This window comes from Parageobacillus sp. G301 (genome assembly GCF_030268025.1).
In the GTDB taxonomy this organism is placed as follows: Bacteria; Bacillota; Bacilli; order Bacillales; family Anoxybacillaceae; genus Parageobacillus_B; species Parageobacillus_B toebii.
On record NZ_BSDB01000001.1, the window covers coordinates 1,024,781 to 1,040,479 of the forward strand.

The window sequence follows — 15,699 nt, forward strand, 5'->3', positions numbered from 1 at the left end:
CAACCTCCTTTTAAATTTTTTTAAACTTCTTTCAAATGGAAAATGCGATGTTGGTCAAGATATGTTTCAAATCCCGGCGGAATGACAAATGTCGTAGCCGGAGATTCAATGATCGAGAACGCTTTAATTTTGTTGCCCGGTTTCAGTTTTTCCATTTCCCAAATATCCGCTTCGATCCATTGGCCTTTCCAATACACTCTGCGCTTGCCAAGGTACGCTTCTTTCGGTGGTGTTTCACCCGCAAACGGTTCTACCGGGATTTTCGGTTTCGGCACTTCGACGATTCCCCGAACGATTGCACCTGTGATGCTGTAACCGAGCTCTGGCGATTTCGCCGCCTTGGCGTAAACCCTCGCATACGTGTCTTCGAACGCGTTCACAAGTTCATACCAGTCATTCACGTTCTTGAATGCTTCAATCGGCGCTTCAATTTCCAAATCGTTTAATTGTCCTTGGTATTGCATGCGGAAATAGAGGCGGAAATCAACTTCTTCTTTGCTGAACTGGTTCTTCTCAAATTCGGCTGCCACTTTCTCCTTCAGTTCATCCCACGCAGCCTGCAGTTCTTTTCCAGCTTTTAGTTTTTCATCATCACTGGCGCCGTCATTGACGTTAATATCAAGCGTTTTATCATAACGATATTCGAAATCCGCAGCACCACAGCCGAACGCGGAAAATCCTGCCGCCCACGCCGGTACGAGCACATCTTCAAAACCTAGTCCTTTCGTATAACCGGCGGTATGTAGCGGACCTCCTCCTCCGTATGAGAAGCATACATACTGAGATGGCGAATACCCTTTTCCTAAAATCATGGATTCCAGGTAGTTGCGAAGCTGTGATTCAAGCAGGTCAATCACGCCGTACGCCGCGTCTTCGACGGATAATCCGAGCGGATCAGCGATCTGTTTCTTAACCGCTTCGTACGCGCGCTCTGGATAGAGCTTGACTTCCCCGCCAAGGAAGTTATCCGGGTTGATCAGCCCGAGAACAACGTGGCAGTCCGTTACCGTTACCGTGTCCACGCCGCCTTCCGGATAGCACACACCGACTCTCGATCCGGCACTGTCCGGACCAAGTGTCAACGTTTTATAGTTCGGATCGATTCGGACATAGCTTCCGGCTCCCGCTCCGACGGTATCCATTGCGACAAGCGGCAGTGAGAGCACAAGACGAGCCATATCCGGACTTGTGTTGATGCTCAAATCCCCTTGGGTGATGAGCGCTATATCAAAGCTCGTTCCACCAATATCCGAGCAGGCAATATTGCGAATGCCAAGCTTCTCTCCAAGGTATTTTGCGCCAATGACGCCGCCGATCGGACCAGAGACAAGCGTTCTTGCCAATTCGTTTGCCCGTGTGCTGATCGTCCCTCCATGGCTTGCCATCACACGCAAATCAAAGTTAGCTCCATGTTCTTTTAGCATATTATTAATTTTTGTTAACGTTTCGCGCGAAGGATCGGCCGCATACGCCTCAATGATTGTCGTGTTTGTCCGGTGCGACTCTTTTCTAACCGGATAATAGTCGACGGACGCAAATACAGGAACTTCTTTACCGACTTTCTTCATGACTTCTTTGGCTATATCCCTCACTCTTCTCTCATGATGAGGATACTTGTAAGAATGAAGCAAGCTGATAACAATGGCTTCTACATCTAGTTCAAGAAGTTCCCTAACAGCCGGTTCCACTTCATGCTCATAAAGCGGAATGACAACGTTTCCAAATAAGTCAACTCTTTCAGTTACACCTCTCGTTAACTCTCTCGGCACAAGCGGCGGATCATAACGGTGAGTATTGATGTGCAAACGGTCCGAGTAAGAATAACCAAGATATGATTGGATCGCTCGGCCCATTCGATGAAAATCTTCCATACCCTTGTTAACGATCAGTCCGACCCGGCGTCCTTTCCTTGAAACGAGTCGGTTCAGCATCGCTGTTCCCGAATAGACTCCGGCAAGCAGCTGCGGAAATTGCTCATCAACGGTCGTTTCCCAGTAAGAAAGCGCATCCTTCGCCGAATTTAAGAGACCTACCGATTCGTCTTCCGGTGTAGATTGCGCTTTCCCGACGACAAACTCTCCGTTTTCATCGATGATAAATGTGTCTGTCATCGTTCCCCCAGCATCAATCGCAAGAATTTGCGCTTTTCTTTTTACCGCTGTTTTCATTTCTTCATCCCCTTCCTACATGTTTAATTTGATAGTATTGTGATATTTTATAGTAGTTATAAATGATAGATCTAAAATCTAGACTAGAAAGCATAATGGCAGAATATTTTACTTACACGCAAAACCTTTTCGTGTCACCCCCGCATCTTCCTTTGTCACAGAGCAATCTGTGCAAAATGGTTCGCCTATGATCTCACCCTGCAACTAAATTTCATCACCTCCTTTAATGGATATTTAGAAATAAGGATGACCGTGTATCTGAAGATAAAATGGGAAAATATCATTTTTTAGTATTTTTTCTTTATTTATGTTAAAAAATGGTTAAAGGGCCGGAAAGACCATCAAGGAAAGGCCATGCACGTTCCGAAAGAAACAAACAGTGAAAAGTCTGAACCTCTGCACGACTAATCACTGGTATTTGGTGCCTGTCTGCACGGTTCAAACAAAACTGTTTTCTACTTCACCGATGGCTCCAATCGCGGGCTTTCATAGCTATATACTTTTGTAATTATAGTGAACGAATAACCGAAAATCGCTGTTTGGACTGGAACATATTCAGTGTGCAGGACCGTTGCTTCGTGTAGGCAGAGAATAGGAGAATCATTATGTCTGATGTTAAATCATGAAGAGATGGTTGAGGTATTTCAATGAGTGGAAACGTTGCTTCAACGACTAAAACAACTGAAGAACATCAACGCATGCTCCATCAAAAGCGTTTTTTGCCTCATCAATTTCTAGCTTTTGATAGAAAACAGAGGATAAATTTAACACGTTTTAAAATCTCTAAATATATTAATTCACAATTAGTATGGTTTATTTGTTAAATAGAATAGCACATATAAAATCACATGTCTACAAAAAAATTTTAATTTTTTATAATTTTTTTATTGTTTTGAATAGTGAATATATATAAAAAAGTGATGAATATGATGTAAATATTGATACGAAACAGATAAATAAAAAAGTTAAGCTCCATTCCATCCCTTTTCAACCAAAAAAAACTAGGAAGATCTTCCTTCCTAGTTTTACTCTTCATCGCCAAGAAGCAAATCTGGGCTTAAATCTTCTAGTTCTTCATCTAGGTCACCGTAATCAAAATCATCGTCATCATTGCCGCAGCCGTCTGGATGGATCGCGACACATATTTTCGTTTCCCCAATGACTTCGGAAATAAATTCGCGTTCTACATCTACCACAATTTTATTTCCGTTTGGCGAAATGGTGCATTCTAGGCAGTTCGGCTGCTGAATGACACGAACGATAATGTCTGTATCATCGCTAATAATGTCATCATCGTCACGGTATTTTAATTTCACTACATCCGCATATGTTACTGTTTCTGTGACAACTTCTGTTTTTGTATTGTTGTCATATGAATACCAAACGTTAACGTCATATTTCCCATGGATTTCTACTGTCTTGTCACATTTTTTCGCATCGTAACGATGGTTAATAATCCAGCATCCTAAAATGCTTGATGGACGATTCGGAGCAGTAATCGTATGAGTAGATTGCGTAAATTTACGACCTTTCCCGACGACCGCCTTTGTAATAATTTCTCTGTATTCAGACATATAAAGAAACCCTCCTCAAATGAATCTTCATTTCATCCTATGCATGATTTCGCCTAATGTGCACATAAGTTTATAAATTATTCCTTATAGTTCATTGTATGCGGGGTTCCTGTATGATGTGCCTACTTTTTCCGCAATAAAAAAAAACGCCCTTGAAAACCAAGGACGTCAGTCAAATTTTAATGGCAGCCGCAGCCGCCGTTTCCACTACAGCGTATTTGTGCACCTGTCTCCCCGCGCAACACGTTGCCGCCTGTTGATGCGATAATCTCATCGGTCACCGTATTGGAGATGGTAGAAGCGACTAATTGAAGCAGATCGTTCACTTCCGTTTGCGATTGCTGGAATTCGCTAACGATCGGAATTTGCGAAAGCTCTTCGTAAATCGCATCAATTTGTGCTTCTACTTTTTTCAGCGCTTCATATTTCCCGTAATGTTTTAAGTTGACTGCCTGTTTTTGCAATGATTTAATTTGATCGATCATCGCGCGCACTTTTTCGTTTTGGTGTATTTTTTCTTCCGCGCGTTTAAAAAAATCAACTTCTTCTGTCTCGGCAATCATTTTGGCGAGCTCTTTCGCCTGTGCTAAAATCTCGTCACGTGTATATTTTGCCATCTCATTTCACCTCGATCGCTTCTTCTACCATTTCCCCGTTTAATGTCCATGTTTTCGCTTCGGTAATCCGCACTTTGACAAGTTTGCCAATCGCCGATTTCGGACCGATGAAGTTGACAAGCTTGTTTTTCCGCGTGTATCCAGCAAGGACATCCGGGTTGTTTTTGCTCTCACCTTCAACTAATACTTCGACAACTTTCCCTTCATATTCCTTCATTTTTCGCGCTGAAATTTCATTGACAAGCGCGTTTAGCCGCTGCAAGCGTTCTTTTTTCACTTCCATCGGTACATTATCAACCATTTTTGCTGCCGGTGTGCCTTCACGTGGTGAATAAATGAACGTGTATGCAGAATCAAATTCGACTTCGCGGTAGAGCGACAGCGTTTCTTCAAACTGCTCTTCCGTCTCGTTCGGGAAGCCGACAATAATATCCGTTGTTAACGCAACGTCTGGAATCGCTGCTTTAATTTTGCGAACAAGCTCTAAATATTCCTCACGCGTATATTTCCGGCCCATCAATTTCAATATTTCCGTGCTGCCGGATTGCACTGGCAGGTGAATATGCTCGACTAGATTGCCGCGTTTGGCGAGCACTTCGATTAAACGATCGTCAAAATCGCGCGGATGGCTAGTCGTAAAGCGAATGCGCGGAATATCAATTTTGCGAAGTTCGTCCATCAAGTCGCCAAGACCGTATTTCATATCGGTGAAATCTTTCCCGTAGGCGTTGACGTTTTGGCCAAGAAGCGTAATTTCTTTATATCCTTGGGCGGCGAGATGGCGCACTTCTTGAATAATGTCTTCCGGACGACGGCTTCGTTCTTTCCCGCGCGTATACGGAACGATACAGTACGTACAGAACTTATCGCAGCCGTACATAATGTTTACCCATGCTTTAATGTTGCCTCTGCGCGCTTTTGGAAGATTTTCGATCACATCGCCTTCTTTTGACCAAACTTCCACAACCATTTCTTTTGACATGTATGCTTCATGTAAAATGTATGGAAGGCGATGAATGTTATGCGTACCGAAAATCATGTCAACGTATTGATATTGTTTCAAAATTTTATTGACGACCGATTCTTCTTGCGACATACAGCCGCATACCCCAAGAAGCAAATCCGGATTGTTTTGCTTCAGCGGCTTTAAGTGGCCGAGCTCGCCGAACACTTTGTTTTCCGCGTTTTCGCGGATCGCGCACGTATTCAATAAAATGACATTCGCATCTTCTGGGCGGTCAGTCGGCTCATATCCGAGCGCCATAAAAATTCCCGCCATTACTTCAGTGTCATGTTCGTTCATTTGACAGCCATACGTGCGAATATAAAACTTGCGGCCTTCGCCCATGCCGCGGAATTGCTCCGGTATAGTGAAGTCTTTAACATATTTTACTTCTTCTTTTCCGCGTTTTTTCGCTTCTTTTAAATTTGGCGGAATAAATACGCTAGTAAAATATTTTTCGTAATCTTTGCTCGTTTTTTTCTTTAACGCATCCAAAGCGGATTTTTTGTCCGTTGGATGATCAGCTGTTTGAATTTGTCCTGTTTGCTCTAAACGTTGTTTTTCGTTCATAATAATCTCCTTTCTATAGCTATAGAAAACAATTGTTTTCTTTTCATCATACACATTATCATAGTATATAATTGATCACAAATTTAAACAATACTTTTCTTATTCAGTTTAACGCTGAACAAGTCATCATAACAAAATCACTCCCAACTAGGCAATACCTAATTGGGAGTGAATCATTTCCAAATTACATAAATTCAGAAATTAATTCATCGAATTTTTCTTTGCTTAGTTGAAGATCTGCCTCCGTAAGCGGTGTTTCGCTATAACCGTGAAGCAGTTCTTGGTACGATTTTTGTTCTTTATTTTGATAAATCAGCCCTGTTACTAATCCTTTATATTTCATTACCGTTTGCATTGCCATGGTGCGGTCCGATGGATCATATCCCTCAATCTCGCTTACTTTCACAAGATTTTCTTTAAACCAGTCGTATGTGTTTACCTTATTATATGTAACACATGGACTGAATACGTTAATAAGCGAGAACCCTTTATGTTTAATCCCCTCTTCAATTAAGCTCGTTAATTCTTTTAAATCGCTCGAGAAGCTTTGCGCTACGAACGTTGCGCCAGCACTTAGCGCGATTTCCATAATCGAAAGAGCCGGTTCGACCGAACCTTGCGGAGTGCTTTTCGTTTTAAAGCCAACATCGCTGCGCGGCGATGTTTGCCCTTTTGTTAAGCCGTAAATTTGGTTGTCCATGACAATGTACGTAATATCGATGTTGCGGCGAATCGCATGAATGGTATGACCCATGCCGATCGCAAATCCGTCTCCGTCACCGCCTGCGGCAATGACCGTTAAATCACGATTCGCCATTTTCACTCCTTGGGCAAGCGGCAACGCGCGGCCATGGGTGCCGTGAAAGCCGTACGAATGAATATAACCGGAAATACGTCCCGAGCAGCCGATTCCAGAAATAACCGCTAATTGATGAGGTTCAAGCCCGACGTTTGCCGCAGCGCGCTGAATGGCAGCTTGAACGGAGAAATCGCCACACCCTGGACACCAGTTCGGTTTTACATCGTTACGAAAATCTTTAAAAGTCGCCATATTTATAACAACTCCTTGCATTTTGTATAAACTTCGTTCGGCAAGAACGGATTACCGTCATATTTCAATACACTAGAAATTTTTTCAGCATGTCCAACATTCATTTTAAGAATGTTTGCAAGTTGGCCTGTTGCATTTTGCTCAACGACGACGACTTTTTTCGCTGATTCGACAAGCGGCAACACTTCCTCCGTTGGGAACGGATGAAGAAGACGGATGTGCGCGTGATTGACTTTCACGCCGTCTTGCTCAAGACGGTCGATCGCTTCTTCGATCGCACCGCGCGTAGAAATAAAACCAATAATTAACAAATCTGCTTCATCGTGTTTAACATTTTTATGAACTGGTGTGTTGAAGCGAATATGTTTTAATTTGCGCAGACGTTTATCCATCTGTGCATTCCGATTTGCCGCAACTTCAGACGGTCTTCCTGTTTCTGCGTGTTCTACTCCTGTTACATGGTGGATGCCGTTTGGTGTTCCTGGAATTACGCGTGGAGAAATGCCATCTTCGGTAACTTCGTAACGTTTAAAATTATCTTTTTTCTCCAACGGCGGGAGTTCGTCTGTTACCAGTTTACCACGGCGAATTTCTATTTTATCGTACTCTAACGGTTCAACCGTTTGTTTGCCAAGGGAAAGTTGCAAATCAGATAAAACGATCACCGGACATTGATATTCTTCGGCAAGGTTGAACGCTTCCACCATATCGTAAAACGCTTCTTGCACTGTGCTTGGCGCCATGACGATTTTTGGAATTTCACCGTGCGTTCCGTAAATCATGGCCATTAAGTCAGATTGTTCTTGTTTTGTCGGCAATCCTGTACTTGGGCCGCCACGTTGTGTATCAACGATAACAAGCGGTGTTTCTGTCATTCCAGCAAGCCCGATCGACTCCATCATAAGGGAAAGGCCCGGACCTGCTGATGCGGTGAATGCCCGCACCCCAGCATAGTTGGCACCAATCGCCATCGTACATGCGGCTATTTCATCTTCCGTTTGTATAACAGCTCCTCCTAGTTCCGGAAGTTTTTTAATTAAATATTCCATAATTTCCGAAGCCGGAGTAATCGGATATGCCGCCATAAAACGCGCACCGCCGGCTAATGCGCCCAATGCAAGCGCGTCGTTGCCGATCATGAACATCCGCTTTTTCCCATCCGCTTTTTCTAGTTTCATTGTTTGAACATGATCGCCAAGCTGTTCTTTCATATACTGAGCGCCTGCTCGGATCGCTTCCATGTTTTTTTCGACAACTTGCTGGCCTTTTCTTCCGAAAATTTCTTGTACCACTTCTTGATATACGTTAATATCAAGGCCAAGAACTGCGCTTGACGCTCCAACAGCGACCATGTTTTTCATAAGCGATGTTCCTAAATTTGTCGCTATATCTGTAAACGGAACTGCATATAACGTTACATTTTGACCTTCCGGAATCGTTGGATTAAACTTCGCATCAGCGATCACGATGCCGCCATCACGAAGTTCATGAAAATTAAAATCAATCGATTCTTGGTCAAACGCCACTAATATATCAAGATCATCGGCAATCGAACGAATTGGTGTTGTACTTACACGAATTTTGTTATTCGTATGACCGCCTTTAATCCGTGAAGAAAAATGACGGTACCCATATAAATAATAGCCTAGACGATTTAACGCAATGGAGAAGATTTCACCGGTACTTTCAATTCCTTCTCCCTGCTGCCCTCCAACTTTCCATGAAAGTTGACTAATCATTTCTTACACCCCTTTAAGTTCGGTCAAAAATTACAATTATAAGTGTAGCACTTTTCCAATAAAATCACTAGACTTGCAGGCAATGATTTTCACAAAAATTTAAACATATAAAAATATATCAAACGATTTCATTCTAGACCTATATGAAAAAAAATGCAACCTTACTTATAAAAAAACTCTTTTCTATTGCCATCAATCTCTTATTTTACTGCGGCAAATGGTCATAAAAATTGCGAAATAAAAACCGTTCTACCTCATCTTCTGAGTAGTGTTTTTGCAGCTCGTTGACTAAATTTGTATAGCACCGCACATTTTCGAGTCCTTTTGCCGTTTCTTCCATCCCGTCAAAATCAGAGCCAAACCCAACGTGCCTTGCTCCCCCGAGTGAACAAATGTGTTCCAAATGGCGGAGAACGTCAGAAATCGCCGCTTTTTCTTTTTCTTTCGTTAAAAAGTACGGAACGAACGTAATTCCAATCATCCCATTTTTCTCAACCAACGCGCGAATTTGCTCATCTCGCAAATTACGCGGATGTGGGCAAAAGCGATATGTATTAGAATGAGAAGCAATCGGAAATTGCGCGATTTCCATCACGTCCCAAAATGCTTTTTCCGATGAGTGGGAAACATCGACCCAACGTTTTGCCTCGTTAAGATGCCGCACCACTTGTTTTCCGAATTCCGTTAATCCGGCACCGCGCACTTCCCAAGCACCATCTGCCACAGCATTGGACCAATTCCATGTCAGTCCAACAGACGAGACGCCAAGGCGAAGCAATGTTTTTAATTTTACAAGGCTTGTCCCAATCGCGTCGCATCCTTCAAGCGTTAACATCGCCCCAATTTCATTTTCTCCCAATGCGTCAATATCGCGTTTCGAACGAACAAATTTCATCATTGGAAATCGCTCAATCATTTGTTCAAAAAAAATGTCTATCATTTCTAGCGCAACCGTAAAACGAGCTTCTTCCGGAACAGTTTCCGGTATGTAAATGGCAAAACATTGAACTTTTATTTTCGCCTCTAGAAGTGATGGAAAGGTGACATGAAGGCTTTTGCCATCTTGGAACGATAAAGACCGATCCATCCATAATTTCATCAGCGCGTCACAATGCGCATCAAAAATCATACATATCCCCCTTTATAAAGTAAAATAACCTGCCTGCCTTCCAATGGAAGGCACAAACAGGTTATGTTTCTATCATAAAAGCGTTACTACTATTAACGAGGTTCTACAATTAATTTAATCGCCGTACGTTCTTCCCCGTCAATAATAATATCCGTAAATGCAGGAATACAAATAAGGTCCATGCCGCTCGGTGCCACAAATCCTCGTGCAATAGCTACTGCCTTAACGGCTTGGTTTAATGCACCTGCGCCGATTGCTTGAATTTCTGCTGATCCGCGTTCACGCAATACCCCGGCAAGTGCACCAGCTACAGAGTTAGGATTCGACTTTGCTGAAACTTTTAATATTTCCATTTCTAGCTCCTCCCTCATTTCCTCAAAAATAGTTCTACTGTTACTATATTCACTGTTTTAGCGAGTATTCCTGCTAAGTTTATAAATATTTTTTAAAAATTCCTAAAACAACGACTATTCAAAATAAGGATTGTCATCATTTATCACAATTCTTTCGATCTTATTTGCTCGTCCCGTTTTCTCATCAACATCAATGAGCACAGCGTTTAATTGGCTTCTCCCTTCTTTTACCTCAAAACGAACGGGTAATGATGTTAAAAATTTCCGCAACACCGCCTCACGATCCACTCCTAAAACTCCATCATACGGACCAGTCATCCCAACATCAGTAATATACGCCGTTCCTTTCGGCAAAATACGAGCATCGGCAGTTTGAACGTGCGTATGTGTACCAACAACTGCAGAAACACGTCCATCCAAATACCAACCCATCGCCTGCTTTTCACTTGTTGCCTCCGCGTGAAAATCAATCAAAATCATCGGCGTGCGCCTGGTTGCTTCTTCAATTAGCTCATCTGCTTTTTTAAATGGACAATCGATGGCGGGCAGAAACGTTCTCCCTTGCAAATTAATAACCGCAACTTCCATTTGCTCTACTTGTACATATACAATCCCTTTTCCTGGGACACCTTCCGGAAAATTAGCCGGCCGTATCAATGACTTTGCATCATCGATAAATTCAAATATATCGCGTTGATCCCATGCGTGATTGCCAAGCGTGACGACATGGGCGCCTTGCTCAAGAAACGTACGATAAATTTTTTCCGTAATTCCTTTTCCGCCTGCGGCATTTTCCCCATTAATGACAATGATGTTCGGTTTATATTTTTCTTTTAACTTGGGCAAATATTGTTCTATCATTTTTCTTCCCGGTGAACCGACAACGTCGCCAATAAACAAAAATTTCATTGTATATCCCTTTCTAAGCTGAAATCTAACTAGTTCAAGTTTGGCATAAAATATAAAAAAAATAAAGTGGCAATATCGCCACTTTATTTTGCATATTCTACCGCTCTTGTTTCACGAATAACGGTAACCTTAATGTGCCCCGGATAATCGAGTTCCTCCTCGATCCGTCTACGAATTTCCCGCGCCAATCGATGCGCTTCTAAATCATCAATCATATCCGGCTTCACCATAATACGCACTTCTCGGCCTGCTTGAATCGCATATGATTTCTCCACACCTTCATATGATTCAGCGATTTCCTCCAATTTTTCGAGGCGGCGAATATAGTTTTCCAATGTTTCGCTGCGCGCTCCCGGTCTTGCCGCAGAAAGTGCATCAGCCGCTGCAACGAGCACGGCAATGACGGAAGTTGGCTCCGTATCACCATGATGGGAAGCGATGCTGTTAATGACAACCGGGTGTTCTTTATATTTTGTCGCCAATTCTACACCGATTTCAACATGGCTTCCTTCCACTTCATGGTCAATGGCCTTGCCAATATCATGCAGGAGGCCAGCACGTCTTGCTAACATTTCATCTTCGCCAAGTTCCGCCGCCATCAACCCGGCCAAAAACGCCACTTCAATTGAATGCTTCAAGACGTTTTGCCCGTAGCTTGTCCGGAATTTGAGGCGTCCTAAAATTTTTATTAAATCCGGATGTAACCCGTGAACGCCAACTTCAAAGGTGGTTTGTTCGCCGACTTCACGAATATGCTCATCCACTTCACGTCTTGCTTTTTCGACCATTTCCTCAATTCTTGCCGGGTGAATGCGTCCATCTTGAACAAGTTTGTCTAAGGCAATTCTAGCCGTTTCACGGCGGATTGGATCAAATCCCGATAAAATAACTGCCTCCGGCGTATCATCGATAATTAAATCAATACCGGTGAGCGTTTCAAGCGTACGAATATTCCGTCCTTCACGGCCAATGATCCGGCCTTTCATTTCATCGTTTGGCAAATTAACGACAGATACGGTCGTTTCGGCGACATGGTCAGCCGCACAGCGCTGAATCGCCAGCGATAAAATTGCTTTTGCTCTTTTATCCGCCTCTTCTTTCGCGCGGGTCTCGGCTTCTTTCACCATCATTGCAATTTCATGAGATAGCTCTTTTTCGACACGTTCCAAAATAACTTGGCGTGCTTCTTCGCGTGTTAGACCAGAAATTCGTTCCAATTCCATTTGTTCCTTTTGAACGAGCTCTTCCACTTTGCTTTCCATCTGTTCAATATGTTGTTGTCTTTGATTCAGTGCTTCCTCTTTCGATTCTAAGAGCGCTTCTCGTTTATTCAGCGCCTCATCTTTTCGATCAAGATTTTCTTCTTTTTGCAGCAATCGGTTTTCTTGTTTTTGCAACTCGCTTCTTCGATCGCGAATTTCACGTTCAACCTCTGTACGAAGTTTATGAATTTCATCCTTTGCTTCAAGAAGCGCTTCCTTTTTCAGCGCATCAGCTTCTCGTTTCGCATCTTCTATGATTTGGTTTGCAGCTGCTTGTGCACCGCCAATTTTCGCTTCTGCAATGGATTTTCGAATAAAAAAGCCGACAACGGCACCGACAACTAAGGCAAGCAAAGCGGAGATGATGATTGATCCCATTTTTTTCACCTCCTCTTGCTATAAAATTATTTCGAAATAACTGTCGGCATGTACGTTGTTACAAACGTTTCAACATACAGTACCATACTTACTGACATCGAAATCAGCAACACATATATCCGCCCATTAGCCGAACGTATGCGCCGCTAAAGCCGATCAAGCGAGAACTTTCTTTCCATTTTTCATGCGGACGCGCTCCAGTTTCTGCTAAATGTTTACAGACAATAAAAAAACATCATTGGTGTTTTTATAAAGTTGGCTCAATCCAAAATACATTTGCATGAGCCACTTTCATTTAGCCGGAGTCACGGACTTTCGTGGCTGATTCTTTGTATAAAATATACATGTTAATTTTAAAGGTGGCAAAATTTATTGTCAAGATATAGAAGTTTCTCCCTGTCGCAAAAGAAGAAATAAAAAAGAGAGGAAACAGCATTTCCTCCCTAGTTTAGTCTTCTAAAAATCCAAGCTCCTCTTGTTGCGTCTCGTTTGCGTTGTTCAAAACAGAAGGCGATTCAATTCCGTAATGTCTACGGATTTCTTGTGCAATTTCTTCAGCGATATGCGGATTTTCTTTTAAAAACTGTTTTGCATTTTCGCGTCCTTGACCTAGACGCTCGTCTTTATACGAATACCAAGAACCGCTTTTTTGCACGATATCCAGCTCTGATGCCATATCGATAATTTCGCCTTCTCGGGAAATTCCCTCTCCGTACATAATATCTACATCAGCCGTTTTAAATGGAGGGGCAACTTTATTTTTTACTACTTTAATTTTTGTTTTATTTCCAACCATGTCATTGCCCTGTTTAATTTGTTCGGCACGGCGCACTTCTAAACGGACCGAAGCGTAAAATTTTAGAGCGCGTCCGCCTGGTGTCGTCTCCGGATTTCCAAACATCACTCCGACTTTTTCGCGAATTTGGTTGATGAAAATAGCGATTGCCTTTGATTTATTAATCGCTCCGGATAATTTGCGCAATGCTTGTGACATAAGACGCGCTTGCAAACCAACGTGGGCATCGCCCATTTCTCCTTCAATTTCCGCTTTCGGTACAAGCGCCGCGACAGAGTCAATAACGATAATATCAACCGCGCCGCTTCTTACTAATGCCTCGGCAATCTCCAATGCCTGTTCTCCTGTATCCGGCTGGGAAAGCAACAACTCATCGATGTTTACGCCTAGCTTTTGTGCATAAACTGGATCAAGCGCGTGCTCCGCATCAATAAACGCAGCTTGTCCCCCCTGTTTTTGCACTTCGGCAATCGCATGAAGCGCAACTGTTGTCTTCCCGGAAGATTCAGGCCCATATATTTCAACAATGCGTCCACGCGGATATCCGCCGACTCCTAAAGCGATATCCAGTGCAAGCGATCCGCTTGATACAGTGGAAATTTTCCGGTCTGTTTGTTCTCCAAGTCTCATGATCGAGCCTTTTCCAAATTGCTTTTCGATCTGTTTTAACGCCTGTTCTAAGGCGGCTTGACGGTCTTGATTCACTAACAAACTCCTCCTTTTTCTCAACTACTTATACTATACCGTTTTTCAGGGCAGTTGCCAAGAAAAAAATCGAACGTTCATTCGTTTTTCTTGTGGCGAAAATAGAAACATTCTCCATTTGTGATGAAATAAAAAGAGGGGGAACATCAAAGAGGAAAGGCAGCTACCCTTCATATGCAGCCGCCAATTTTTTTAATATAATGGAGCAACCATATTTCGCGGTACGAATTCGAATCGCATCACGCTGACCGGGTAATGTAAGGGCATAGACTTCTGTCTCGTTTTCAGAGGTGGAAATGCCAATATATACAGTGCCGACTGGCTTTCCTTCAAGCGGGTCTGGTCCTGCTACGCCTGTAAAACTGATGCCAATATCAGCATGACAAAGTGTGCGGACATTTTCCGCTAATAGCTGCGCACAACGTTCGCTTACTGCTCCATCTGTTGTCAAAACAGAAGCAGGAACGTGAAGAACTTTCTCTTTTACTTCATTGGCATAGCAGACAACTCCGCCTCGGACAACTTGAGAAGCGCCGGGAATGGCCGTTAATTCGGTTAAGAAAAGTCCGCCTGTGAGGCTTTCTGCCGCCGCGATCGTTTTCTTTTTTTCCTTCAACATCTTCACGGTCTTTTTAAACAACGTTTCGTCATTATAGCCATAAAAATAGCGGCCGACTCGCTCTAAAATCGCTTGTTCCGTTTTATCTAAAAGTTTTTTTGCTTCGATTTCGGAATGGTGTTTCGCGGTCAAGCGCAACGTTACTTCTCCGTCACCAGCAAGAGGGGCAATCGTCGGGTTTGATTGTTGATCAATAAGATCTTCAATGTCTGTTTCCAGCTGCGACTCACCGATTCCGAAAAAGCGTAATACACGCGATTCAATGCGCTCATGACGGCCAAGCTGTTCCATCAAAAATGGGCGGCCATATTTGAGAAACATCGGCTGCATTTCTTTTGGAGGGCCAGGAAGAAGCATATACGTAATTGAATTCAGCGTAATTGCCATTCCAGGTGCCATTCCGTGTTCGTTTTTCAATATAGTAGATCCTTGTAATACAAGTGCCTGTTTTTTATTATTTTCTGTCATGGTCCGGTTTGTGCGGGCAAAATATGCTTCAATGGAACGAAGCGCTTCCTCATCGATCACAAGCTCGCGCCCTAACAGGCGGGCGATCGTTTCTTTCGTTAAATCATCTTTCGTCGGCCCAAGCCCGCCAGTAAAAATAATGAGATCGGCACGCGCCTGCGCCACTCTTACCGCCTGTTCGAGCCGGCTGGCATTGTCGCCTACAACGGTATGAAAATAGACATTGATTCCAAGTTCAGCAAGCTTTTCAGATAAAAACTGTGCATTCGTGTTGGCAATCTGCCCAAGCAATAACTCAGAGCCGACAGCAATAATCTCCGCATTCAATGAAAATGCCCCCTTTGTTTGACTGCGTACA

The 15,699-nt window shown here is 43.1% G+C and carries 12 protein-coding genes; all 12 read right to left on the reverse strand.

The features are described 5' to 3' along the window. Window positions 1-20: 20 nt before the first annotated feature. The 12 genes from QSJ37_RS05180 to QSJ37_RS05235 all read right to left on the reverse strand — a co-directional run bounded on the left by QSJ37_RS05180 (window position 21) and on the right by QSJ37_RS05235 (window position 15,668). A complete protein-coding gene (locus QSJ37_RS05180; RefSeq protein ID WP_285754214.1) occupies window positions 21-2,168 on the reverse strand; it encodes a hydantoinase/oxoprolinase family protein in 2,148 nt (715 codons plus the stop codon). 1,025 nt (window positions 2,169-3,193) lie between these two features. Beyond that, the gene (locus QSJ37_RS05185; RefSeq protein WP_015863531.1) at window positions 3,194-3,742 is read right to left on the reverse strand and encodes an outer spore coat protein CotE; all 549 of its coding nucleotides are present in this window, start codon (window positions 3,740-3,742) and stop codon (window positions 3,194-3,196) included. Window positions 3,743-3,921: 179 nt separating this feature from the next. After that, complete coding sequence (locus tag QSJ37_RS05190; protein WP_285754215.1) at window positions 3,922-4,359, reverse strand: YlbF/YmcA family competence regulator; 438 nt, start codon at window positions 4,357-4,359, stop codon at window positions 3,922-3,924. Window position 4,360: 1 nt separating this feature from the next. After that, window positions 4,361-5,932: a tRNA (N6-isopentenyl adenosine(37)-C2)-methylthiotransferase MiaB gene (miaB, locus tag QSJ37_RS05195; protein ID WP_285754216.1), complete on the reverse strand. Its 1,572-nt coding sequence runs from the start codon at window positions 5,930-5,932 to the stop codon at window positions 4,361-4,363. Window positions 5,933-6,116: 184 nt separating this feature from the next. After that, window positions 6,117-6,983, reverse strand: a complete 867-nt coding sequence (locus QSJ37_RS05200) for a 2-oxoacid:ferredoxin oxidoreductase subunit beta (RefSeq protein ID WP_062753326.1) — start codon at window positions 6,981-6,983, stop codon at window positions 6,117-6,119. A 2-nt stretch (window positions 6,984-6,985) separates the two neighbouring features. After that, window positions 6,986-8,722 (reverse strand): 2-oxoacid:acceptor oxidoreductase subunit alpha, encoded by a 1,737-nt coding sequence (locus QSJ37_RS05205; RefSeq protein WP_285754217.1) that lies wholly within the window; start codon window positions 8,720-8,722, stop codon window positions 6,986-6,988. A 205-nt stretch (window positions 8,723-8,927) separates the two neighbouring features. After that, window positions 8,928-9,851 (reverse strand): dipeptidase, encoded by a 924-nt coding sequence (locus QSJ37_RS05210; RefSeq protein WP_285754218.1) that lies wholly within the window; start codon window positions 9,849-9,851, stop codon window positions 8,928-8,930. 92 nt (window positions 9,852-9,943) lie between these two features. Further along, the gene (gene spoVS / locus QSJ37_RS05215; RefSeq protein WP_015863525.1) at window positions 9,944-10,204 is read right to left on the reverse strand and encodes a stage V sporulation protein SpoVS; all 261 of its coding nucleotides are present in this window, start codon (window positions 10,202-10,204) and stop codon (window positions 9,944-9,946) included. Window positions 10,205-10,318: 114 nt separating this feature from the next. Next, entirely contained in the window at window positions 10,319-11,113 is a 795-nt protein-coding gene (locus QSJ37_RS05220; protein WP_285754219.1) for a TIGR00282 family metallophosphoesterase, read from the reverse strand. Window positions 11,114-11,196: 83 nt separating this feature from the next. Further along, entirely contained in the window at window positions 11,197-12,753 is a 1,557-nt protein-coding gene (gene rny / locus QSJ37_RS05225) for a ribonuclease Y (RefSeq protein WP_285754220.1), read from the reverse strand. A gap of 448 nt (window positions 12,754-13,201) precedes the next feature. Then, entirely contained in the window at window positions 13,202-14,254 is a 1,053-nt protein-coding gene (recA, locus tag QSJ37_RS05230) for a recombinase RecA (protein WP_285754221.1), read from the reverse strand. A 163-nt stretch (window positions 14,255-14,417) separates the two neighbouring features. After that, entirely contained in the window at window positions 14,418-15,668 is a 1,251-nt protein-coding gene (locus QSJ37_RS05235; RefSeq protein ID WP_285754222.1) for a competence/damage-inducible protein A, read from the reverse strand. Window positions 15,669-15,699 lie beyond the last annotated feature (31 nt).

Excerpts from the sequence above, each read along its gene's own strand:
- QSJ37_RS05180 (WP_285754214.1), bottom strand. The coding sequence starts at position 2,168 with ATGAAAACAGCGGTAAAAAGAAAAGCGCAAATTCTTGCGATTGATGCT.
- QSJ37_RS05185 (WP_015863531.1), bottom strand. The coding sequence starts at position 3,742 with ATGTCTGAATACAGAGAAATTATTACAAAGGCGGTCGTCGGGAAAGGT.
- QSJ37_RS05190 (WP_285754215.1), bottom strand. The coding sequence starts at position 4,359 with ATGGCAAAATATACACGTGACGAGATTTTAGCACAGGCGAAAGAGCTC.
- miaB (WP_285754216.1), bottom strand. The coding sequence starts at position 5,932 with ATGAACGAAAAACAACGTTTAGAGCAAACAGGACAAATTCAAACAGCT.
- QSJ37_RS05200 (WP_062753326.1), bottom strand. The coding sequence starts at position 6,983 with ATGGCGACTTTTAAAGATTTTCGTAACGATGTAAAACCGAACTGGTGT.
- QSJ37_RS05205 (WP_285754217.1), bottom strand. The coding sequence starts at position 8,722 with ATGATTAGTCAACTTTCATGGAAAGTTGGAGGGCAGCAGGGAGAAGGA.
- QSJ37_RS05210 (WP_285754218.1), bottom strand. The coding sequence starts at position 9,851 with ATGATTTTTGATGCGCATTGTGACGCGCTGATGAAATTATGGATGGAT.
- spoVS (WP_015863525.1), bottom strand. The coding sequence starts at position 10,204 with ATGGAAATATTAAAAGTTTCAGCAAAGTCGAATCCTAACTCTGTAGCT.
- QSJ37_RS05220 (WP_285754219.1), bottom strand. The coding sequence starts at position 11,113 with ATGAAATTTTTGTTTATTGGCGACGTTGTCGGTTCACCGGGAAGAAAA.
- rny (WP_285754220.1), bottom strand. The coding sequence starts at position 12,753 with ATGGGATCAATCATCATCTCCGCTTTGCTTGCCTTAGTTGTCGGTGCC.